The sequence below is a fragment of the Pedobacter antarcticus genome, from assembly GCF_900103515.1.
Classification (GTDB): Bacteria; Bacteroidota; Bacteroidia; order Sphingobacteriales; family Sphingobacteriaceae; genus Pedobacter; species Pedobacter antarcticus.
In genome coordinates this window covers 812,126-835,133 of record NZ_FNGZ01000001.1, presented here as the reverse complement: position 1 = coordinate 835,133, position 23,008 = coordinate 812,126, and the positions used below count along the sequence as shown (strand labels likewise).

Sequence of the window (23,008 nt, the reverse complement as noted above, 5' to 3'; positions counted from 1 at the left end):
TATTAAAGAATGGTAACCGTCCTGCATCAAGTAAGAAATCTAAAGCAACAAAGCTAAAAATATAAGAACTGATCCACAAGTTTTTGACTTGATCCAGAATCGGTGCAAGTTTTGGCATAACCCGTAAAAGCAAAAAACCCTGCAATCATTTGATTGCAGGGTTTTTACGTTTTGATATTGAATCTTGTGATCCCGCTGGGATTCGAACCCAGGACCACTACATTAAAAGTGTAATGCTCTACCAGCTGAGCTACGGAATCATTCCTTTTTGTGAAGGAGGTGCAAAGATAGAATTTAAAAATTCTTTTGCAACGTTTTTAGCTAAATAAATTGCTAAAGATACCTTTGCTCTATGGTAGAGTAACTGAAATGGTCTGAAAACCAAAGTATAACATAGGTCTTGCAAACAGACTATCGGTTTTCAGAAGCGGACTTATTTCTGCAATTCAACAAAAGCGGGATTATAGAGCTTATCATTAACGCTCTTTAACTTAGTTTCAGGAACCTTGATAATTTTCCGGTCATAAGTCATTAGTCCATTTGTTTCCTGCTCCACGTCGGTTGTCTGCGTATAAACAGCAGCAGAAAGGCCGCGTTGAATAAGGTTTTCCATTGTCGTGATGAAGCTAGAGTACTTTTCAAATAACTCATCTGCAGTTTTAAAAGATTGATAACCCCAGTTATCCTTGTCTTTCCAGGTGTGGCCCGGGACAGGAAGTCCTAAACCGCCATATTCGCCTAATACTAATGCATGTGCTGAGCCAAACAAGTCTGGACGCGGCATGGCAGGATCAGGATAATGGTGCAGATCTACGATATCACCCGTTATAAAATGATTACCACCACTGGCGCTGTTCACTAATCTAGATGGATCTTTCTTCTTTGTCCAATCGCTAATTTCTATTGTTTTGAATTGTCCCCAAGCCTCGTTGAAAGGTACCCAGGTAATGATGCTTGGGAAATTATGCAGGTCGTCCATGATTTTATTCCACTCCTTACGGTAGATAGCTTCAGATTCAGCAGTACGATCTTTATCAGTCCCACCCATTAATCCCAGGTCTGGCTGCCATTTATTACCGAGGTCACCGCTTGGCATATCCTGCCAAACCAATATACCCAGTGAATCACAAGCATGGTACCAGCTCGCAGGTTCTACTTTGATATGCTTACGTATCATGTTAAAACCCATTTCTTTGGTTTTAATAATGTCGAATACCAGCGCTTCCTGCGTTGGAGCAGTGTATAAGCCGTCTGGCCACCAGCCTTGGTCTAATGGACCGTATTGGAATACAAACTCATTATTCAATAACATACGCTGGACGCCATTCTTATCCTTGCCTAAAGAAGATTTACGCATGGCGAAATAGCTTTTTATTTTGTCTACTGTTTTCCCTTTGCGGATAACTTCGACGGTCAGGTTATATAGAAATGGATGGGCAGGTGACCATAATTTGGGCTGATTAATTTTTAGTTCAGAAGCAACTTCCGGATCTGAAGTTAGCTCGGCGATTTTAGTGGAACCATCATAAGCCGTAAACTTCAGCTGGTCACCAGGTTTGGCAGACTTCACTTTCGCCGAAAGCTGAATATTTCCAGAGTCAATGTTCGGTGTATGTTTCGTTGATTCTATATAGGTTTCCGGAACATTCTCCAACCAGACCGTTTGCCATATTCCGGTAACAGGGGTATACCAGATACCCTCTGGCTTAATTTGCTGTTTGCCTCTTGGCTGCGGTCCTTTATCGGTTGGGTCCCATACGCTCACTACGAGTTCCTGTTTGCCACCTTTTTTCAGATGAGGTGTAATGTCGAATGAAAATGGGTCGAAACCACCTTCATGTACGCCAACTTTTTTACCATTTAAAAAGACTTCAGTTTTCCAGTCAACGGCTCCAAAGTGAAGCAAAATCGTTTTACTGCTTTTGGAAGAAAGAGTGAAACTAGTCTTGTACCATAATAAACTGTCTTGTCCAACGGTTCTTCCCACGCCAGATAGCGAGGACTCCACAGCAAAAGGGACCAGGATTTTTCCTTCGTATTTTGCAGGTTGAGCATTTGATTTTGGTTGTATTGCATAGTCCCAGAGGCCATTCAAATTCTGCCAGTTTTGCTGACGGACCAGTTGTGGTCTTGGATAAGTTGGCAAAGGTGCAGCAGGATTAAGCTGTGAGGACCATGGAGTAGAGATTTTTCCAGGAACCGGTTTCCAGTCTTTGTTCTGGGCAGAGACTAAAGTTACTTGTGTCAGGCACAGCCCGAAAAGCAAGGGTAATAATTTCATAAGATTATATTTGGTGAATACTGTAGCTAAACACGTTTGTGTTGCAGGCCTTAAATTAGGAAATATTTTTTACAACTGGTTTATAAAACTGAATATGAGTGGGGTGAATTTTTGGCGTATCGATTTCTGACCATCCAGCAGATGACATAATCCGATGAGAATAAAAGACTAAAACCAAAATTACCCGACGGCGTTATAACAGCAAAACTGAATCATATATGCTGCAAAATGAAGTGTATTTTGGAACAAGCGGGTTGCTGCTTCCTGTACCAAACAAGCAATTTTACCCGGAAGAATTTAAAGAGAAGAGCCGGCTGAACTATTATGGGTCATTAATGAATTCCATAGAAATTAACAGCTCCTTCTATAAAATACCCCAGGCTAAAACTGTGCAGCGCTGGTCAGAAAGTGTGCCTGAGAATTTCAGGTTTACCTTTAAGTTATGGAGGGAGATTACGCATAATGAAGGGCTGGTTTACAGAGATCAGGATGTCTTCCGTTTTATGGAAGTCATATCTGCTGCAGGAGATAAAAAAGGATCTTTATTGGTGCAGTTTCCTCCATCAGTTACTTACGGTAATAGATTTCAGGTAGAGAAATTAATAGATTTAATCAAGACAGCAGACCCGTCGGATCAATGGGATATAGCAGTTGAATTCCGGCATCCGGGCTGGTATCGCGAAGAAACTGCCGATATGCTAGCTGATAGAAAGATTGCGATTGTCTTACATGATAAGTCGCCGGCAGTTACACCGTTTAACTTCCACGAATCTAACTTTATTTATCTGCGTTTTCACGGTCCAGGTGGTGATTATAAGGGGAGCTATGACGACGCAACACTGGCGGAGTATGCAGGATATCTCCGTGAATGGGTTGAAGACGGTAAGCGCGTGTATGTATACTTTAACAATACGGTAGGAAATGCCCTGCAAAACCTGAATGATCTTCGCGATCTGGTTTTGCAGGACTAAATTTTAAATATTGATCTTACCCTCGATCGAATCATCTATTGTTTTCCCCAGAACTGCACCTGCAGCCATTTTAATGGCCGCTATAGCATTTCCATTTTTGTTATCCCAATAATAACCACTTGATGGCGTGAAACTAACTACAGCAATACGCGGATCATTTTCTCCCTCAGTGAACCATGTTTTTAACAGTGGACTCCAGTATTTTTCAATTTTATTCCGGTCCGTCGATGCTTTAGCAGCCCCTTCCAGATATAAAAAATCGGAGTGAGCTGATCCCTGGAAATACAATTTAACTGCAGGATCTGCCTGGAGTTCCTGGTAGGTATGACTGTCATTAGACATTAGAAACCAAATATTTCCAGCTTCGTCAACCTCCTGAACACTCATTGGTCTGGTTCCTTGTGATGGGGAACTTTGGCTTTGTGTTGAAAAAAAACAAGTTTTACTTGTTTCTGCCAATTCCTTAACCTTATCTATAGCCGGGCTTCCAGCCAGGTTTTTTCTGTTTTCTTCTTCTTGATTCTGATTGATACTGTCCATAAGCTTTTCATTTCAGCATATTACAAATGAATTTGGGTATTGTTTTTTTAGATTATGGTTGAGCAGAAGGATTGACGTTAAAATGATTCGGAAATACATATCAATTTATAAATTTGATCAAACCGTAAATATCATTCAATCTTATTTCTATGAAAATCGAGACTGTCAATTTATTAAGCCGGGACATCCAGCAGACGAAGGAATTTTACACTGGGGTTCTTGGTCTGGAATCCGTAGGAGAGTCTGTACATGAGATTACTTTTTTAGTTGGCTATACGCAGCTTAATTTCAGAACGACCGAACTTATTAACCCCAATTATCACCTTGCAATTGATATTCCCCGGAACAGGTTAGAAGAAGCAAGCTGCTGGCTTCAGAAGCGAACCGATCTAGTTCCGGTTAATGAAGAGGAGGTGTTTTCAAGATTTGAAGCCTGGAATGCCGGTTCATTTTATTTTTATGATAATAATGGGAATCTGCTGGAGTTTATTTGCCGTTACGATCTTGATAACAGGTCGGAAGAAGAATTTACTTCGTCGTCCATGCTATATATCAGTGAGGTGGGAATAGTAAGCAAGGATGTTCAGGCAACCGCGAAAACACTCATGGCAAAGTATGATTTAACGTATTATGCTAAACAACCACCTGCAGAAAATTTTATTGTGCTGGGAAATGAAACCGGCCTGATCATTTTGGTTTCAGATGACCGCAATTGGTACCCGACAAAAAAAAAGGCAGAAATATTTCCACTTCGTATTGCTATTGAAATGAACGATGACCCTTATCAAAAGTTTCTGATAGATATACCTGCAGATTTGATCTGAAATATATAGTTAGTCATCAGATTTGGTTAATTGAAAATATTAATTATTAACAATTAACCAAATTTAACGTCGTTAATTCAGGGGCTTTTACAAATTGCATTCTCCTCTTTCAAGTGGCATCTGCTCATTGAAATTCAGCGTTTTCAAATCTTTGTAGGTTACTTTGTTTCCAACACTATTGATTTCGCCAAAGCCCTCTAGAAGTCTTTTACCTTGTATCTGAAATACCATTTCCCTAACACTTTCGGATCCTTCTGAATTAAAGGTATAAAGCCCGATTACCTGATCTCCTTTAATCTGTCCGGTAAAGGTGCCGGTATTCTTATCTTTTTCGGCCAGTGCATACACTAACGGGCCTGTTACTTTATCGCCGTCGACTGTAGGTTTGAATGCGATATAGTCGCCATTTTTTTCATAAACGTAGCACCCGTTTTCTAAAGTGGGTACCGCGTTTAGTGCATCAGGCTGTTTTTCTGTCGATACAGTGTCTTCTGTTGCATTGCCGTTTACCTTTTGATCACTGTTACAGCTGCTGAATGCCAAAGGAAGTAAAGCGAGTAAATAAATGATTTTCATATAATTCAGTTTTGGTAGAGTGTTTATTTATACAATTATATTACAAAATCAATCGAGTATTGTTTGAAGGTCAGGTTTTTGCGGTTCCCTGCTGCTTTTATTGCCAATTTATGGGTGTTTAGATTTTGCTTGAAACGGATTCGAAAGGCTATTCATACGGTGTTGAGTCGGTGTTGATATACCAATTTACCGACCCAATACCGTATCAACACCGACTCAATACCCTTTCAATGTGCTGTGAAATAAGTTTAAAGTAAATATTTACTATCTTAAACAGCCGGCCTTTTCAGCCGGTTTATGAAGATTTTAACTGATAATTACCTTATGAAAGTTGCTGTTTTTAGTACAAATCAATATGACCAGGATTTTCTTACCCAGTATAATACCGGGCATGAACTTAAATTCCTTAAAGTTTCTTTATCTGAAGAAACCGCCGCCGTAGCTTTTGGGTATGAGGCAGTATGTGTTTTTGTTAATGATAAGCTTAATAAAGCCGTTCTGGATTTGCTGGCGGCCGCAGGTCTGAAACTGATTGTTCTCAGGTGTGCGGGATTTAATAATGTGGACCTTCCTTATGCAGAAGAACTAAACATTCCGGTGCTTCGGGTTCCTGCATATTCACCTGAAGCAGTTGCAGAGCATGCAATGGCACTTATACTAACCTTGAACCGTAAGACGCATAAAGCCTATAATCGTGTAAGAGAAGGAAATTTTTCATTGGAAAAACTAATGGGGGTAAACCTTTTTCAGCGTACTGTCGCTGTCATAGGAACCGGGAATATCGGGCAGGCTTTTTGCAGAATCCTTAAAGGATTTGGATGTACTGTCAAAGCATATGACCCTTATCCGTCTTCCGATATGCAGGATCTGGGCGTCATTTATGGAACGCTGGAAGACACGCTGAGAGACGCAGATATCATTTCGCTGCATTGTCCGCTTAATTCATCAACACAATACCTGATTAACGAGAATCAACTTAAGCAACTTAAACGGGGAGCAATGTTAATTAATACGAGCAGGGGAGGTTTAATACATACCCATGCGGTTATAAAGGCTTTGAAATCAGGAATTATCGGCTCATTAGGACTCGATGTATACGAGCAGGAATCTGAATTCTTTTTTCATGATTTCTCAGAAGATGTTATTCAGGATGATCAGCTTACACAGTTAATCTCATTCCCGAATGTACTGATTACCGGCCATCAGGGATTTTTAACAGCCGAAGCACTTTCAGAAATCGCTAAAGTCACTTTTGGGAACATAGATGCCTGGTATTCGGGATCGGAACTCGTCAACCGCGTTCGACCTTAATTAAGATAAAAAAAACGCTCCATAAAGTATCTAAATCATGGAGCGTTTTTTTATAAGGGGGAAGAATTAGTTCGCTTTAAGTACAGTAACCTCGACTCTTCTGTTGATTAATCTGCCTTCTTTAGTCTTGTTATCAGCAATGGGACGTGTATCGCCTATTCCGGCCGTTTTAATACTTACTGCAGGGATGCCTAAGCTGACCAGGTAAGCTTTTACAGATGCTGCTCTTTTTTCAGATAACCACAGGTTGTATTCTGAAGTCCCTGTTTTATCGGAGTGGCCTTCAACAAGGATCTTTCTGTCAGCGTATTTATTTTGAATTACCCTTGATACTTCATTAATTCTGGTTTTTGAATTTTCATTCAGATATGAAGAATTTGTAGGAAATAATATCTCTGAACTGAAGGTAAATCTGATACCTGCATCAGTACGATCGACCTGATCTCCAGGTAACGCTTTCTTGATGTTGTCCAGTTCATTATCACCAGTTTTCGTCTCTACGGTTGCAGGTGTTTTTACCACATTTTTCTTGGCTTTGCAAGAATAAATTGCTGGCAGCAATAAAGCTAAAAATAGTATTGTTTTATTTTTCATTATAAAAAGTTAAACGTAAATATAACAAAATAGATAAAGGACAGGATATTAATTTATCAGTAATGTATACAAGCTGTTCGTTTACAGCGTGTATTTTTGCCATCTTAATTAAATTCGTGCAATCTCAGGCAGTTCCTTTTTTTTTGCAGATATCTAGCTTTAATTGCCGCGTATCAAACATTTTGCATGTTTTTTGGTTAAATATGCACATGAATATTGACTGCGGGCTAAGACCTGAAACACCCAAAGAAACTTCTTATAGCCAGAAAGTCTGGTTGACAGCTGCAATTGTTGTATTAATCATTGCAGTATTGCTCATCGCGAGAGTGGTATTCAATGTTTTGCTGATGGCTTTGGCTGGTTGTTTAATCGCTACTTATTTTCACGGTCTTGGCGATCTTTTGGAGAGAAAGACCGGTCTCAAGCGCAGAATTTGTATGTTTATTTCGATAGTCGGGTCAATTTCACTGCTCGTTACGCTTCTTTGGTTTATGGGTGCAAAGATTCAGGTGCAGGTTGCTGAATTAAGCAACTCATTACCCGGTACCATAAACACCGTAAAGGATAAACTGGGAGAGACGCCAATCGGGCAAAAAGTACTCGGGTATTTTAGTGATAATAACTCCAAGCAGCTTTTTGATACAGCCAGACAATTTTTCAGCACCAGTTTTGGCGCTTTGGGAAACCTATATATTATTTTGTTCCTGGGTATTTTCTTTACTGCGGAACCGTCTTTGTATAAAAATGGTATTTTGCTGCTGGTACCGCCTGACCGTAAAGAGGTAGCTAAAAGAATAATGGACCGGATTAGTTTTTCGCTAAAAGGATGGATTAAGGGGACTTTACTAGCGGTGGCCTTAATTACAATAATGCTGGCGATCGGACTGTCTGTAATCGGGATACCAGTCGCACTGATTCTGGCCTTAATTGCGGGTATGCTAAAGATTATTCCCAATTTCGGTTCTATGGTCGCCATGATCCCTGGCGTATTACTTGCGCTTACTGTGTCCACCAATACTGCTATAGGTGTTGCTTTACTCTATATTGTCTCACAAACCATAGTCAGCAATATTATTACACCCGTTATCCAGAAAAAAATGATCAGCATTCCACCTGCCTTAACGCTGATCAGTCAATTAATTATGGCTGCATTATCCGGAGCACTTGGGATTATCCTCGCCGTTCCTTTATTATCCATGGTGATTATCTTCACGGATGAACTTTATGTGAAGAAAATAAACAAAGCTCAGCTTATTCCGGCATCGGAGCTTGATAAATAAGCTTTGCCTGTTTAATGGTCAATTAATATCCGTTCCAGCATCATTTTCCCATTTTCATTGTTGGGATTAAGCTCAAGGGATTTTCGGTACATTTTAACAGCGTCTTGCTTCTTTCCATGTTTCAATAAAATTTCTGCATAACTATCATATGTGTTCCAGCTTGTAGGAAAAAGCTGCATGTTTTGCTTAAATGTGATTTCTGCTTCAAATTCTTTATTATTCGACATGAAGGCATATCCTAATGAATTTATTTCATCTTCACTTAAATAATAGTTAGAAGTATCTTTTTTTATTTCTACTAAAGCTTTATCCGCAGCTTCCAGGCCATTTTTGGCAAGAGCAACTCCGTAAATTCTTGCACCACTTTGTTTGGGTTTTTCTATTACTACACCATTTAGAATACGCAATGCATTATCCGAAATAGGAATAACATTGTTAGCTGTATTATCAAAAATGATAATCGTTTGATGTCTGGTTATGTTTCTAAGCAGCATAGTACGGCCACCAGGAAGGCCTCCGTCATGTTTTACTATTTCCCCCATTGAAGTATCTTCTCTGGTAATCCATCCTAATGCGTATCGTTGAATATTGTCTTTTCCGTTTTTAATTTTAACAGGTGTGAACGCCTCTTTTAAAGTAGCATTACTTAAAAGCCTACCGTTGTACAGCGCTTCATCATATTTTAATAAATCATGAGTCGTACTTATGATGTCACCATGTCCCTGGCAATTAAATCGATAGATAATTTGAAATTCAGCGGCGGTATCTGCGCGCTGCACCTTATCGGAATATGGATATTTTAAACTATACCTTTCAGAAAGATTATTGTCTTTTCGCTTGAAAAACAAGGACAAAGAAGTGTTTGTCATCCCGGCAGGTTTGAAAATATGCGCTTTAAGATATGCGTCAAATGACAAACCTGTAATCTCCTCTACGATCAAAGCAAGAATATTATAGTTAACGTTATTGTAAGAGAAATCTTCCCCGGGCTTAAAAATTAAGGGTGCTTTTCGTGAAATGAAGGCGGGAATTAAATCCTTATTGGTGAAAACCGTATCAGGGTGTTCAAGTATCATCGCATCAAACAGTGTGTCGGTAATCGGCAGTCCTGCAGTATGTGCTAATAATTGTTTAATTGTGACATTTGAATAAGGGAAATCAGGAAGGAATTTTGAAACAGGATCACCCAATTGCAGTTTTCCTTTTTCTTTCAGTTGTAAGATAGCAGTAGAAGTAAATGTTTTCGTGATGGAGGCCATCGGAAAAGAGGACTGAGCTGTATTAGGCCTTTTGTCCGAATAATCTGCGTAGCCGAATGACTTCTCATAAACAACTCTGCCGTTTTCAGCAATTAATACATTACCATTGAACTGCTGGTTTTGTGATAGTGCCGAAAAGTATGCATCTAATTCTTTCTGTTTGTTTTGGGCAAAAGTATGTGTGGCTGCAATGACTAATAGAGTCATTAGACCTAGTTTTTTGATCATAAAGATGTTTTTATACCTGGTTTTATTGAAAAAAATGCATTTCAGCCTTTTGATGACTAGTTCGGTCAATTGTTACATTTTATATATAACTAATCAATAATTTTCGTGCAGGATGCGAAAAAGTATCTTTAATGCGATCAGGGTTTATAAAGTTCATACTTCTAAAAATGAGCAATGTCATTTTTAGAAGTATGAACTGAATTTGCTCAATGTGAATGGATATTTCTGTTAAAACTTATTTCTGTACATCCAGGTGCAGCACGTTCGCACCGAGTTCTTTTTCAAATACCCGTTCCAGCTTTTTATCGTGCACAGTAACCATAATTTCCAGCGAGCCGGTGCCGACTGTGCCTTTTAAAATATGCCCTCCATATGCTTTAAAATCATCACCTGCGACAATACCATGCATATGTATACTGGGTTTGCTTTCCTGCCAGGCTATACTGCCGGTAAAACTTCCCAACTCTACGTCATTGAATGTCCTGGGATTAAACTTCTTCTTGGCAGAATCGAAAAAACCAAATGTTACATTGACGAAACCCATCCCTGTAAAGTTCGCTGATGGAATATTTTCGGCTTTGGCAAATGATTCCAGTTGCGAATTAATATCATCACCTTGTCGCAGAACCAGGAGATACCCGGCCGGTATTTTGATATACCGTTTAATGGTGTCGGCTTGTTGTGCATTGGCGCTAAATGTGACACTTAATAATATTGCTGTTACGGCTAATAATAGTTTCTTGTAATTCATGACGTTTGATATGTTTATATAACGTGGTAGGCCGGATAATCGGTATAGCCTTTGGCATCACCTCCGAAAAATATGTTCTGTCCGGTTCATTTAACTTCGAAACGCATGTTTTCAAATTTAAATCAAAGATTAATGTTGGTTTCTTTTAAATTTTAGCAAGTTCGGATTGAATCAGTTCCAATTCGGCAGTATCCAGATCAAAACTCATTGCGGCAGCATTAGAAATTGCCTGTTCTGCATTTCTGGCACCAGCTAAGACCACTGTTATACCTTTTTGCATGGTAGTCCAGCGTAAAACGAGTTGGGCCAGGGATACATTTTTCTCTTCAGCTATAGGACTGATGTTGGCTAATAATGTCTTCACCTTTTCCAGATCAAACTGACTGAAGTATCCATTTCTATGGTCAGTACTTTTTAGTTTTTCCTGCAGAAAGTATTTTCCCGACAACAGACCGCGTTCCATAGGGCTATAAACAATAATTCCGATTTTGTTATCGATGGTATAAGGAACTAATTCCTTTTCAATCTCCCGGTTAAGCATACTATAGTAAACCTGATTGGAAGCAGGAGTGAAAGTCTGTGTCGCTTCTTTCAGTTGATCCAGGCTATAATTTGATACAGCTGCTGCCCTTATTTTACCCTGCTGAATTAGGGTTTCCATCGCCTCCATAGTTTCAGAAATAGGGGTGGTTGAGTCTGGCCAGTGTTGCTGTAAGAGATCTATATAGTCTGTATTCAGGCGTTTAAGACTTTCTTCTACCTCTTTAATGATGTTTTCTTTGGAAGCGTATTTGTAAATTGAAACTGGTTTTCCATTTTCTTCCATATCAAAAAAGTGTTCGCCTTTTCCTTGATTACTGCCGTCCCAGACAAGCCCGAATTTATTCAGAATTTGGACTTTATCTCTTTGCTTTCCTTTTAATGCCTCTCCAATTAGTTCTTCGCTTAAACCAAAACCATAAAAAGGTGCGGTGTCCAGCGTACTTATTCCATGGTCTAAAGATGCATGTATAGCTTCTATTGAGTCTTTTTTCTCATTTCCGCCCCACATTGTTCCGCCAATTGCGAATGCACCATATGTTATTGCTGATAGTTCTAAGTCTGTATCTCCTAACTTTCTATATTCCATTTTGTGTTTGAATTAATTAATAATTCAAAGGTCTGGAAATAGGATTTAACAGTAAAATAAGTTAAATCATGGGTGTCTATCATAATTATGATAGCTGAATACAATGGGTATACTGCTATTACTTTTTTATATTTAACCGGTAAACATCAACCCGGATATTAATTAGGTATATGCAGGATCGAATTTCAGAAAAAGACGGCGACCAGAAGAATGCCGCAATTCAAGAGAAAAATAGTAATCTGACAGTTGGTTTAATATTTATTAACCTGATTTTGCTGCTCATATTTTTGAATTGGGGTTATGTCAGTGAAAATCAGTACTATTTTAATATAATCCTGATGATAGGTGCCTTATCTTTTCTTCTGGGCGGGTATGCACTGAGTTACCGCGGTAAGGGGTACAGGGCGGGGAGATGGCTCTTTGTAGCATCCCTTGTGCTGGCTGCAGCAGCTATTGGTCTATATCTTTATGCGGCCGGTATGGCGGCTGCTTTTCAGCATTAAAATATGAAATTGAACCTGGTTAATAAACTATATATCTCCATTGCCGTTTTGTTATTCATTTGTCTTTCCTATAAAATCATAAACTATAAAGGCTGGGAAAGATTTTACTATTTCTCTAGTGTTTCAGCACCAGCAGATTACCCTGTATTTATTGAGAAAATACAGTTTCAGCTACCGGATAAAGAAGATTCGCATGACTTCTATCAGTCCAGGGACGAAAATGTAAATGCATTCAGAACAGGATGGGGTGAGGAATATTACTCTGCATGGGTTCATAAACCCTTGCGTTTACCTGAAAAACTGGTAATTGAATATGCATCTTATTCCGAGCAGAAGTTCTATTCCGGTGTGATTGATCTTCCCGGTCCGGAGATTCTTGAAATTTTTAAGGCAGCACTAAAAGAAAAACAGGCTGCTAAGCTGAGTTCCAGTGGTGGGGATAAGCTGGGTTTAAGATTTGTTGTTGGGATTGCTCCGAAAGGGAATATCGTTGTGTGGCTGCGAGGGGTTTACCTGGAAAAGAAAATATTACAGACCAAAATCGAAAGCGTAAATTCTCAGGGAAAGGTTCTTCCAGGAAAGGATAATGCTGCGTTGAATCTCTTATTTAAGGAACTTTCAGATAGTGTGAAACTCGAGTTAAAGAAAGGGTCGGGAACACCTGCAAATTATCTGGATAGTTCTACAAATTATATTGAGCAAAATAAAGAACTCTGGGAGTATCAAAAAAAGAATCATTTTATCGACTAAATAGCCAGTCACATTGAAATGCCATATATGGTTGAATGGACCATTTACGCTTTTTGAGGCCGTCGATAGGCATATGTCTGTTAATCTTTTAATAGATAAAGATATATTTAATAGACTGTTAGTTTGATATTTATGCGTAAGCTTTTTTTTTAATTAAAATTAGCTTTCTTTTTTTTGATTTATTATTCTATACATTTACAAAAAACTTTAGGGGTGCCTTTGTGCTGAGAAATACCCTTTGAACCTGATGCAGTTAGTACTGCCGAAGGGAAAAGTGGAAACGACATGACGATGTTGTTTTTCCTTCCTCTATACGGGGCGTCCTATAGTTTGTAATTTTTTAAACTATGGATATTACCGTCAACCAAAAAACTTATTCTTTATCTCAGGTATGCTCAGTGGTGCAGATGCTCCGGACTGTTATTCAGCATCCTTTAACCGGCATCGCTGTCGCGGTTAACCAGCAGATTATTTCGAAAGCAGATTGGGGTAATTATCTATTGCAACCAGGTGACCAGGTCACTATTATCAAAGCAACTCAAGGCGGATAATTAAAAAACCAAAACATGAAAACGGAAAAACAACCAGGAGAACAAACGATCAGTAGAGCGCCCTTTCCGGCGTCGAAAAAGATATTTGTCAAAGGACAGATTCACGAGATTGAAGTTGCTATGCGTGAGGTTAGTCTCAGCGATACCCGGCTACATGGGCGTTTTGGAGAGACAGAGCCCAATGCTCCCGTTACACTTTACGATACCAGCGGGCCTTACACCGATACTTCAGTTGAAATTGACATTAAAAAAGGACTTTCCAGACTACGTAAAACATGGATTTCCGATCGTGGAGATGTAGAACAGCTCGATCATATTTCTTCTGATTATGGTAATCAGCGGGCCAATGATGAGAAATTGGATCACTTACGTTTCGCACATATCAGCAAACCGTTCAGAGCAAAAAAGGGCCAGAATGTGTCACAGATGCATTATGCGAGGAAAGGAATTATAACTCCGGAAATGGAGTATATAGCAATTCGTGAAAATCAGCGTGCGGACCTCTTGAAAGAGCAGCTTAACGGGCAATACGAGGTCATGTCACATCAGCATCCGGGACAAAGTTTCGGTGCGTTGACACCAACAGGTTATATAACTCCCGAATTTGTGAGACAGGAAGTGGCTGCGGGCAGAGCTGTTATTCCTGCAAATATCAATCATCCGGAATTAGAGCCTATGATTATCGGTAGAAATTTCCTGGTAAAAATAAATGCTAATATTGGAAATTCTGCAGTGACATCCAGTATAGAAGAGGAGGTTGAAAAGGCTGTCTGGGCTTGCAGGTGGGGTGCAGATACCATTATGGATCTCTCCACCGGCAAAAACATTCACGAAACCAGAGAGTGGATTATCAGAAATTCACCGGTGCCTATTGGTACAGTGCCTATTTATCAGGCATTAGAAAAAGTGAATGGAAAAGCTGAAGATCTGACCTGGGAGATTTTCCGCGATACCCTTATCGAACAAGCCGAACAGGGGGTAGACTACTTTACCATTCATGCAGGTGTATTGTTGCGTTATGTACCACTCACAGCCAAAAGAATTACCGGTATTGTTTCAAGAGGTGGTTCTATTATGGCCAAATGGTGTCTCGCACATCACAAAGAAAATTTCCTATACACACATTTTGAAGACATCTGTGAGATCATGAAAGCTTACGATGTTTCATTCTCTCTTGGAGATGGCTTAAGGCCAGGCTGTATTGCCGATGCAAACGATGCCGCACAATTTGGTGAACTGGAAACCCTTGGTGAACTGACTAAAATCGCCTGGAAGCATGATATTCAGACCATTATAGAAGGTCCGGGGCATGTTCCGATGCACCTGATTAAAGCGAATATGGATAAACAGCTGGAGCATTGTTCTGAAGCACCGTTTTATACATTAGGTCCGCTAACTACTGATATAGCGCCTGGGTATGACCATATTACCTCTGCAATCGGTGCTGCTATGATCGGTTGGTTCGGGACAGCGATGCTGTGTTATGTGACGCCAAAAGAGCATTTAGGATTACCAAATAAGAAGGATGTTAAAGACGGCGTCATCACTTATAAAATTGCAGCACATGCGGCTGATCTTGCCAAAGGGCATCCGGGTGCACAATACAGGGATAATGCGTTGAGTAAAGCTCGTTTTGAGTTCCGCTGGGAGGATCAGTTTAATCTATCGCTTGACCCTGATACGGCTAAGGAGTTCCATGATGAAACATTACCTGCAGACGGTGCTAAAATTGCGCATTTCTGTTCAATGTGCGGTCCTAATTTCTGTTCGATGAAAATTACTCAGGATGTCAGGGCATATGCAGATAAGCAAGGGGTTGATGCACAGGAGGCGTTACTCAAAGGTATGGAGGAGAAATCAGCTGAGTTTTTAAATAAAGGCAGTGAAATCTATTTGTAAGCTGGATTTTACCCGTATGCAGGTTCTGGTTATCTCCTCACCGCAAGTGATTTCAGGTGAAGCCCGGCTGATTAATCTGCTTTTTGAAGCAGGCTTACCCTGCTTTCATTTGCGTAAACCGGGGCTCGGTCATCAGGATTTAAGAAGTTTAATCGACGGCATAGATGCTGTTTTTCATTCCCGAATCGCCTGGCATCAGCATCATGAAATAGCTATTGATTTAGGAATGAACAGGTTACATTTCCCAGTGGCACAAAGGAATCTTTCGGGCGGGACTTATTTGTCTGGACTGGCCTCTAGTGGTTATATACTGAGCACTTCGGTACATGAAAATGAAAGCTTTACCGGACTTGAGCTTTTTGACTATACATTTTTCGGCCCGGTGTATAATAGTCTTTCCAAGAACGGATATCAGGGGATCTGTACTGAAGATTTCGAATTGGATAGCCAGTTGAAAAAATGCACCTGTGTAATTGGTCTGGGGGGTGTAACACCGCAAAAAATACCGCTAATGCGTGAGATGAATTTCGATGGTGCAGCTGTCCTTGGATTGATTTGGAATGAACCTGAAAGAGCCATTGAGAACTATAAAAATTTGTTAACTGCTTTGCATTAACCTTTTACACAATGAATACTATAGATAAACTACATTATATATCCCAGCAAAGTTTGACTTTTTCGCACCTGGATGCAATAAAAAAAGCTCTTCAGGCCGGTTGTAAATGGATTCAGCTGCGGATCAAAGACGAGTCAGCGGAAGACGTATCTGAAATCGCTTCGAAGGCCAGGGTACTTTGTGAAAGCTTCCAGGCCAGACTGATAATTAACGATTATGCAGATATTGCATTAAAATCGGGTGCCGATGGGCTGCATCTAGGAGAACATGATTTGCCCGTTCATCAGGCCAGACAATTATTAGGAGGCAGGCTTATTATTGGCGCCACTGCGAATACTTTCGAGCAAATCGTTAGGCATGCTCAGGATGGAGCCGATTATATTGGCCTGGGCCCATATAGATTTACATCTACTAAGAAGAACCTGAGCCCTGTTTTAGGGTTAGATGGTTATGCCCGGATAATGGAGCAGGTAAATGCGGCAAAGATTCATATCCCTGTAATAGCTATCGGTGGAATTTTAACGGAAGATCTTCCCGCTATACTTCAAACAGGTATCTATGGTGTGGCGTTGTCGGGTGCAATAACCAATGCCGCCGACGGTGCAGTAACTGTAAAATTTATTAAACAGGCTTTGTCGGTTCCTGCTCTAAAATCTGTTCATCTCAATTGAAATAAAATATGCTTCAAATAGGCGATAAATTTTTTGGTTCCCGGTTGTTTACCGGGACAGGTAAATTCAGCTCTGCTGAACTCATGGAAGAGGCATTGATCGCATCGGGATCTGAATTGGTCACAGTGGCGCTCAGACGTGTTCAGCTAGATGGCAGTGAGCAGGATGATTTGCTGGGAAGACTTTCAGCACCTCAATTTAACCTGCTACCTAATACTTCTGGTGTCAGAAATGCGAAAGAGGCTGTATTTGCAGCACAGATGGCAAGGGAAGCACTGGAGACCAACTGGATTAAACTGGAGATTCATCCGGATCCAAAGTATCTGATGCCCGATCCTATTGAAACGCTGAAGGCTACAGAAGAGCTTGTCCGGCTTGGCTTTACAGTATTGCCTTATATTCATGCTGATCCTGTATTGTGTAAGCGGCTGGAAGAAGTCGGTACGGCTGCAGTCATGCCTTTAGGGTCTCCGATAGGGAGTAATAAGGGGCTTAAAACTATTGATTTTCTGGAAATCATTATTAGCCAGAGTCGGGTACCTGTTATTATTGATGCAGGAATTGGATCGCCTTCAGATGCCGCCTATGCGATGGAAATAGGTGCTGACGCAGTACTGGTCAATACTGCTATCGCAGTGTCAGAAAATCCGGTTCAAATGGCAGTGGCTTTTAAACTAGCCGTTCAGGCCGGTCGTATGGCATATTTAGCCAAACTTGCACCCATTGTAAACCGGGCAGCGGCAAGTAGCCCATTAACCTTGTTTTTAGATGAGTAGTTTCAAAGAAGTTTACGACAAAATGGACTGGGAAGAGTCTAAAGCCAGTATTTATTCTAAAACATCGAAAGATGTAGAGCGCGCAATAGCCGCGAATCATCGGACATTGGAAGATTTTAAAGCCCTGATCTCACCGGCCGCTGCGCCATATCTGGAACAGTTGGCTTCGGTTAGCCAGCAACTAACTTTGCAGCGTTTTGGTAAGGTAATTCAGTTGTATATCCCCTTATATCTTTCCAATGAATGTAATAATATCTGCACGTATTGCGGCTTTAGTTATGACAATAAAGTGAAACGTAAAACTCTTTCTGGGATTGAGATTATGCAGGAAGTACAGCACCTCAAACAGATGGGATACGACCATGTGCTTTTAGTTACGGGCGAAGCAAATCATACCGTTCACGTCGATTATTTAAAGAAAGCTCTGGAGTTGATCCGTCCTCATTTTGCTCATGTTTCTATGGAGGTTCAGCCGCTTGATCTATTGGATTACAAGGAATTGGTTCCTTATGGTTTACATACGGTTTTGGTTTATCAGGAGACATATCAACGGGAAGCTTACCAGATTCATCATCCTAAAGGGAAGAAGTCAAACTTTGTATACCGGCTGGAAACTCCTGACAGATTGGGGCAGGCAGGTATTCATAAAATGGGCTTGGGCGTACTTATAGGTCTGGAAGACTGGCGAACAGACTCCTTTTTCACTGCCGTACATCTGGACTATCTGGAGAAAAAGTACTGGCAGAGCAAGTATAGCCTGTCTTTTCCAAGGCTGAGACCCTTTAGCGGAGGACTGGAGCCGAAAGTGGAGATGAGTGACCGGGAACTGGTTCAGTTAATCTGCGCCTACAGGCTCTGGAATCAGGAAGCTGAGTTATCTATCTCTACCAGAGAATCGGAGGTGTTCAGGAATAATATAATTAAACTGGGGATCACCTCTATGAGTGCGGGCTCAAAGACGAATCCGGGAGGGTATACAGTGGAGCAGGAATCTCTGGAGCAGTTTGAGATCAGTGATGAACGCAGCCCAAAGGTTATTGCGGAGATAATTAGTGCGCAGGGATATGAGCCCGTATGGAAAGACTGGGATCAGCATTTAATGTAAAATCTATTAATTGAGCGCAGATGGACACATTGGAAAAAGAAGATCTGGCGAGGTATAACCGGCAGATCATCCTGCCTGAACTCGGTATAACAGGTCAGGAAAAACTAAAAGGAGCTAAAGTACTGGTGATCGGTGCGGGTGGCCTGGGCTGCCCGGCTTTGCAATATCTGGTAGGAGCCGGGGTTGGGTTTATAGGTATTGTAGAGGATGATGTTGTGGAGCTCAGTAATCTTCATCGTCAGGTATTGTATGGTATAACTGATATAGGGAGATCTAAGGCATTAGCAGCCAGTGAAAAATTGTCTTTACTTAACCCACTTATTCAGATAATATCTTACCAGCAACGTCTGGTGCCGGAGAACGCGGAGATGTTATTCAGGGGATACGATCTGGTTCTGGATGGATCCGATAATTTTGAAACGCGGTTCCTGGTTAATGATACTTGCGTGCTGTTGAATATGCCTTTTGTTTTCGGGGCAGTTTTTAGATTTGATGGTCAGGTTTCTGTATTTAACTATGAGGGAGGGCCTGTTTACCGGGATGTTTTTCCGGAAGCTCCGTCGGAAGATCAGCGTCCAAATTGCGAAGATAGTGGTGTTTTGGGTATGCTGCCGGGTGTTATTGGGAGTTATATGGCTGCTGAGGCTATTAAAATCATTACCGGTATAGGAACTCCTTTGTCCGGCCGGCTATTGGTTATAGACCTGCTTGATAATAGTAGTCAGGTCTTTATGATTGCGGGGGCTAATCCCGACCTGAAAAAAGACAAAGAAAAATCGGGCACCGAAGAAGCGTATGCAATTAATCTGGAGCAGTTTAAACGTCTTTCGGATTTACATGCTCAAAGGGTCTGCGTAATTGACGTGCGTGAAGTGTACGAATTTGAAGAACTACCGACCCTGGCCCTAAATATTCCGCTCTATGAGCTGCTTACCGCCCAATTACCTTTAGACAAAATACTGGTTTTCATTTGTCAGTCTGGTTCAAGAAGTAGAATGGCTGTTCAGGTATTAAAAGGTCACTATAAAGGTGAAATGTATAGTCTGGGCACTTTATTATTCAAATAGGCGTAGGGGTAGATTTGGATTTAGGTGTTATGTGATATAGTGTTAGTAATAATATTAATTTTGATGGGTGACACCTGTCAATTATACCCCCGACAAGCGAAATGACCTTTAGAAAAAAACTACTCTGTTCTTGTGTTTATGTACTGACTTTGGGCTTGCTGTGTTCCCATGCTTATGGCCAGCACAATCTGATGAAAATCGTTACCCTTAACGAAGTTAAAAAACAACCCGTTCAGCAGGTGCTGGAAATGGTCGCTGACAAAGGTGACTTTTACTTCGCCTATAATAGTAATACAATCCCGGCAGACAGCCTGGTTTCGATAAGTGCTTTTAAAGGGTCTGTATTTAGTTTATTGGATAGATTGCTCGGCAACGATTATGAATTTAAGGAGGTTCCGGGTTATATCGTACTTAGAAACGCACCTGGCAAATTCTATATAACTGCAGAAATAGAATCTGCTAAAGGGAAGCAGGCCATAATTAAGGGTTATGTAAATGAACTGCCTTCTCTTAAACCTGTGTCCAGGGCAAGTGTTTATGAGCATAATCAGCTGATTTCTGCAATGACTAATGATCATGGTTATTTTGAATTGAAGCTGAAAAATAAAGATGTATCTATATTGCTGAAAGCAAGTAAGGAAAATTACCGGGATACCGCCTTGTATCTGCTGCCCGAAATAAATATTGCCGGAAAAGGGCGCGATCAGCGTTATGATTATTATCCTGACAATGACAACGGTGTTGAGCACAGCCGGTTTGCCCGGTTCTTTATTAGCTCCAGGCAATTGATGCAAGGAATTAATCTCGGGAATTTTTTTGCTTCCCGGCCATATCAGATCTCTCTTACCCCCGGGCTAAGCACGCATGGAATGTACAACAGTCAGATTATTGACCATTTTTCATTAAATCTGATCGGAGGCTACACTGCGGGGATAAAAGGGTTGGAGATGGCAGGGGTGTTTAATGTCAATAGGAAAGATGTTAGTTTTATTCAAATCGCAGGTGTTTTTAATGTGGTAGGCGGTAATACAAAAGGGATTCAGCTTGCCGGGGTTTACAATAATGTAAGAAGTAAAGGTTCGGGCTTGCAGATTGCCGGAATAGCGAATAACAATGATTCGATGGATGGTCTGCAAATCGCTGGCCTGGTTAACCGGACTAAGGGGGTGGCGGGATCCCAGCTTTCAGGTTCTGTTAATATAGCCGAGAAAGTGAAAGGTTTTCAGATTGGATTGTTGTTAAATGTCGCAGATAGCAGTGATTATCCGGTTGGCATAATAAACCTGATTAAAAATGGGGAGAAAACATTCTCCTTATCTACAGACGAATCTTTACTCAATCATCTTGAATTCCGTTCTGGAGGGCGTGTTCTATACAGTATAATCGGTATTGGATATAGGCCTGGCCATAATCCGGCGAAATATGCTTACGAAGTTGGACTGGGTGGCAGATTAATAGACCGCAGGAATTTTACGCTAAATCTGGAGCTCGTAACTAGAAATCTCATTGACTTTAAAACTAGAAATGGGCAATTCAACTCTGCGAGGGTATTGAATACGATTCGTTTGAACAGGCATTTCAGAATAATCTCCGGACCAACGTTTAACTTCAGTACCACCTATTCTGAGGATGGAATGGAAATTAAGGGATGGAAGTTTAAGGAAAGTTTACATAGCAGAAACCGGATTAAAACGCTCTACGGTGGCTTTAACGCCGGCTTGCAGTTTGTGTTATAAAGGGTCGTATTTCCGATTACAACCCTTTAAACTTACTGGAGGTGAATTATAGTTCCCGTCTTTTGGATCCGGATCTCAGGTGTGGTTTCCCGGATAATCTCCAAAATATCGGATAACGGGCTGTCCCATCTGATTGTAACGGTAATTGGGATATGATTTAAGGCTTTGTTATCGATCCGGATATCAGCGCCATAAGCCTCATTTAAGACGTTAACCAGACGGTCTAGCGGGGTGTTGTTTGCAGTGAAAATTTTGCTTCGGTAATAGTTGTACAGATGATCCGGGCTTTTTTCAACAATCATTTCCGCACTACCATTATGAATATTGACCATTTCATTTTCATTTAACCGAATAGTCTTCGCAGCTTTACTTACCTCTACAACTCCTTCTTCTACGATAACTTCTGTCTTACCCAAGTAGGCTTTAACATTGAATGCTGTACCAATATCTTTTACAAGGACGTCATTTACGCTGACGGTAAAAGTCGATTTTATTCCATGCTTGACCTCAAAAAAGGCTTCTCCTATCAAATTTATGTTTCTGTATTTACTGAAGTTCTTTGCATACGTAATGCTAGAATTTTTATTGAGGTGAACTATAGAACCATCTGGTAATGTATCTGTAATGAATTTTTCTGTGCTGGTTAAGGTAATTGTTTTTATATCATCCTGGCCGGGGTGGTATAAATAACTATACATCCAGCCTGCCGCAGAAATCAATAATACTGCAGCGGCAATCTGTGCCCAGCTGAATCGTGTGCTGACAGATTTTAAAAGTATAGGATCCGGTACCTGCTTTTCTTTTCTTACCTTAAAATTAGACCAGGCCTGTTCTTCATTTAGGGGACTGGATACAGCCAATTTTCTGCTTGCTTCCAGAATAATCCTCAAGTCGTCAAGTTTCTTAGCATTTTTAAGATCTGCAGTAACCCATATCTCAGTTTCCATTTTTTCTACTGCATTTGCTTCTCCAAGTAAATATTTGATCAGTATATCTTCGCTCATGGTCCCTTTCATCATCTGAATATTTTATATAGTACAATAGAAATAAGAGGCAGAAAGTCTTTCATTTCTGCTCTTAATATTCTCAATGCTTTTCCCATCTGGCTTTCTACAGTTTTAATGGAGATATCAAGTTGTACGGCGATCTCCTGATATTTTAACTCTTCAAAACGGCTTAGATGGAAGATTGCCCTGCATTTTTCGGGGAGTTTATTTAATGCACTGCTCAGGTGCTTTTCGAGTTCACTCATTTTCAACCTGCCTGCAGCATCGTCTGTATGGTTTTTCATGCTGTGTACCGTAATGTTCTGATATTTTAACTGGACTTTCTGTCTTCTGATATAATTCAGGCTGTCATGATAAACTGCTTTATATAAGTAGGATCTCACAGCAGTCTGCAAAAGCATCCACTCGTTTTTCTCTAATAGTTTAAGAAATACTTGTTGAACGGTATCTTCGGCAAGGTCCCAATCTTTTAACAGGCTGTAGGCATAGGCATGAAGCTCTCTGAAATGTGTCTTAAACAGTTTTTCAAACGCTGCTTCATTTTCCAGGGAGGTATTGTTTTGAGTATACTCCATTTAGCTGT

General features: G+C 40.5%; 23 protein-coding genes, 1 tRNA gene and 1 riboswitch. Of the genes, 14 read left to right on the top strand and 10 right to left on the bottom strand.

Annotated features, from left to right (window positions below; translation table 11 throughout):
- Positions 1-187: 187 nt before the first annotated feature.
- Positions 188-260 (bottom strand) — tRNA-Lys (locus BLR53_RS03570).
- A gap of 173 nt (positions 261-433) precedes the next feature.
- Positions 434-2,281 carry a glycoside hydrolase family 2 protein gene (locus BLR53_RS03565; protein WP_074587221.1) on the bottom strand — a complete coding sequence of 616 codons (1,848 nt, stop codon included), beginning with the start codon at positions 2,279-2,281 and terminating at the stop codon, positions 434-436.
- Between the two features lie 218 nt (positions 2,282-2,499).
- On the opposite strand from BLR53_RS03565, the gene BLR53_RS03560 reads away from it, so the two are divergent.
- A complete protein-coding gene (locus tag BLR53_RS03560; protein WP_074587219.1) occupies positions 2,500-3,252 on the top strand; it encodes a DUF72 domain-containing protein in 753 nt (250 codons plus the stop codon).
- A 3-nt stretch (positions 3,253-3,255) separates the two neighbouring features.
- Here the strand turns inward: BLR53_RS03560 and BLR53_RS03555 are convergent, their stop codons facing one another.
- Positions 3,256-3,792 carry a pyridoxamine 5'-phosphate oxidase family protein gene (locus BLR53_RS03555; protein WP_074587215.1) on the bottom strand — a complete coding sequence of 179 codons (537 nt, stop codon included), beginning with the start codon at positions 3,790-3,792 and terminating at the stop codon, positions 3,256-3,258.
- A 149-nt stretch (positions 3,793-3,941) separates the two neighbouring features.
- Here BLR53_RS03555 and BLR53_RS03550 point away from each other — a divergent pair, with 149 nt between their 5' ends.
- Positions 3,942-4,616, top strand: a complete 675-nt coding sequence (locus tag BLR53_RS03550) for a VOC family protein (protein ID WP_074587210.1) — start codon at positions 3,942-3,944, stop codon at positions 4,614-4,616.
- A gap of 87 nt (positions 4,617-4,703) precedes the next feature.
- Here the strand turns inward: BLR53_RS03550 and BLR53_RS03545 are convergent, their stop codons facing one another.
- Positions 4,704-5,192, bottom strand: coding sequence for a hypothetical protein (locus tag BLR53_RS03545; protein WP_074587207.1), 489 nt, complete (start codon positions 5,190-5,192; stop codon positions 4,704-4,706).
- 297 nt (positions 5,193-5,489) lie between these two features.
- Here BLR53_RS03545 and BLR53_RS03540 point away from each other — a divergent pair, with 297 nt between their 5' ends.
- Positions 5,490-6,503 carry a 2-hydroxyacid dehydrogenase gene (locus tag BLR53_RS03540; protein ID WP_280513377.1) on the top strand — a complete coding sequence of 338 codons (1,014 nt, stop codon included), beginning with the start codon at positions 5,490-5,492 and terminating at the stop codon, positions 6,501-6,503.
- A gap of 66 nt (positions 6,504-6,569) precedes the next feature.
- Here the strand turns inward: BLR53_RS03540 and BLR53_RS03535 are convergent, their stop codons facing one another.
- Positions 6,570-7,097, bottom strand: a complete 528-nt coding sequence (locus BLR53_RS03535; protein WP_037444214.1) for an OmpA family protein — start codon at positions 7,095-7,097, stop codon at positions 6,570-6,572.
- A gap of 209 nt (positions 7,098-7,306) precedes the next feature.
- Here BLR53_RS03535 and BLR53_RS03530 point away from each other — a divergent pair, with 209 nt between their 5' ends.
- A complete protein-coding gene (locus tag BLR53_RS03530; protein ID WP_051760214.1) occupies positions 7,307-8,377 on the top strand; it encodes an AI-2E family transporter in 1,071 nt (356 codons plus the stop codon).
- A gap of 11 nt (positions 8,378-8,388) precedes the next feature.
- On the opposite strand, the gene BLR53_RS03525 is transcribed toward BLR53_RS03530, so the two are convergent.
- The 3 genes from BLR53_RS03525 to BLR53_RS03515 form a co-directional block, all read right to left on the bottom strand.
- Positions 8,389-9,864: a serine hydrolase domain-containing protein gene (locus tag BLR53_RS03525; RefSeq protein WP_074587204.1), complete on the bottom strand. Its 1,476-nt coding sequence runs from the start codon at positions 9,862-9,864 to the stop codon at positions 8,389-8,391.
- A gap of 235 nt (positions 9,865-10,099) precedes the next feature.
- Positions 10,100-10,615: a PPC domain-containing DNA-binding protein gene (locus BLR53_RS03520; RefSeq protein WP_037444206.1), complete on the bottom strand. Its 516-nt coding sequence runs from the start codon at positions 10,613-10,615 to the stop codon at positions 10,100-10,102.
- A gap of 145 nt (positions 10,616-10,760) precedes the next feature.
- Complete coding sequence (locus tag BLR53_RS03515; protein ID WP_074587202.1) at positions 10,761-11,744, bottom strand: aldo/keto reductase; 984 nt, start codon at positions 11,742-11,744, stop codon at positions 10,761-10,763.
- A gap of 170 nt (positions 11,745-11,914) precedes the next feature.
- On the opposite strand from BLR53_RS03515, the gene BLR53_RS03510 reads away from it, so the two are divergent.
- The 10 genes from BLR53_RS03510 to BLR53_RS03465 all read left to right on the top strand — a co-directional run bounded on the left by BLR53_RS03510 (position 11,915) and on the right by BLR53_RS03465 (position 21,418).
- Positions 11,915-12,247, top strand: a complete 333-nt coding sequence (locus BLR53_RS03510; RefSeq protein ID WP_037444200.1) for a hypothetical protein — start codon at positions 11,915-11,917, stop codon at positions 12,245-12,247.
- A gap of 3 nt (positions 12,248-12,250) precedes the next feature.
- Entirely contained in the window at positions 12,251-12,997 is a 747-nt protein-coding gene (locus BLR53_RS03505; RefSeq protein WP_074587200.1) for a DUF2931 family protein, read from the top strand.
- A gap of 199 nt (positions 12,998-13,196) precedes the next feature.
- A riboswitch (TPP riboswitch) is annotated at positions 13,197-13,285 on the top strand.
- Between the two features lie 59 nt (positions 13,286-13,344).
- Positions 13,345-13,548, top strand: coding sequence for a sulfur carrier protein ThiS (thiS, locus tag BLR53_RS03500; protein ID WP_037444195.1), 204 nt, complete (start codon positions 13,345-13,347; stop codon positions 13,546-13,548).
- A 15-nt stretch (positions 13,549-13,563) separates the two neighbouring features.
- Positions 13,564-15,447, top strand: a complete 1,884-nt coding sequence (thiC, locus tag BLR53_RS03495) for a phosphomethylpyrimidine synthase ThiC (protein ID WP_074587198.1) — start codon at positions 13,564-13,566, stop codon at positions 15,445-15,447.
- Positions 15,431-16,063, top strand: a complete 633-nt coding sequence (locus BLR53_RS03490; protein WP_143007813.1) for a thiamine phosphate synthase — start codon at positions 15,431-15,433, stop codon at positions 16,061-16,063. The genes thiC and BLR53_RS03490 overlap by 17 nt, the downstream gene beginning before the upstream one ends.
- 11 nt (positions 16,064-16,074) lie before the next feature.
- Positions 16,075-16,734 (top strand): thiamine phosphate synthase, encoded by a 660-nt coding sequence (locus BLR53_RS03485; RefSeq protein ID WP_074587194.1) that lies wholly within the window; start codon positions 16,075-16,077, stop codon positions 16,732-16,734.
- 8 nt (positions 16,735-16,742) lie between these two features.
- On the top strand, positions 16,743-17,510 hold the full coding sequence (locus BLR53_RS03480) for a thiazole synthase (protein WP_074587191.1): 768 nt from the start codon (positions 16,743-16,745) through the stop codon (positions 17,508-17,510).
- Positions 17,503-18,615, top strand: a complete 1,113-nt coding sequence (gene thiH, locus BLR53_RS03475; RefSeq protein ID WP_074587189.1) for a 2-iminoacetate synthase ThiH — start codon at positions 17,503-17,505, stop codon at positions 18,613-18,615. Before BLR53_RS03480 ends, thiH begins: the two co-directional genes overlap by 8 nt.
- Before the next feature lie 20 nt (positions 18,616-18,635).
- Entirely contained in the window at positions 18,636-19,682 is a 1,047-nt protein-coding gene (gene moeB, locus BLR53_RS03470; RefSeq protein WP_074587187.1) for a HesA/MoeB/ThiF family protein, read from the top strand.
- A 101-nt stretch (positions 19,683-19,783) separates the two neighbouring features.
- Positions 19,784-21,418 carry a hypothetical protein gene (locus BLR53_RS03465; protein WP_074587185.1) on the top strand — a complete coding sequence of 545 codons (1,635 nt, stop codon included), beginning with the start codon at positions 19,784-19,786 and terminating at the stop codon, positions 21,416-21,418.
- A 32-nt stretch (positions 21,419-21,450) separates the two neighbouring features.
- Here BLR53_RS03465 and BLR53_RS03460 read toward each other — a convergent pair whose 3' ends face one another.
- Together BLR53_RS03460 and BLR53_RS03455 are read right to left on the bottom strand one after the other, a co-directional pair.
- Entirely contained in the window at positions 21,451-22,437 is a 987-nt protein-coding gene (locus BLR53_RS03460; protein WP_074587183.1) for a FecR domain-containing protein, read from the bottom strand.
- A complete protein-coding gene (locus tag BLR53_RS03455) occupies positions 22,434-23,000 on the bottom strand; it encodes an RNA polymerase sigma-70 factor (RefSeq protein ID WP_037444176.1) in 567 nt (188 codons plus the stop codon). Before BLR53_RS03455 ends, BLR53_RS03460 begins: the two co-directional genes overlap by 4 nt.
- Positions 23,001-23,008 lie beyond the last annotated feature (8 nt).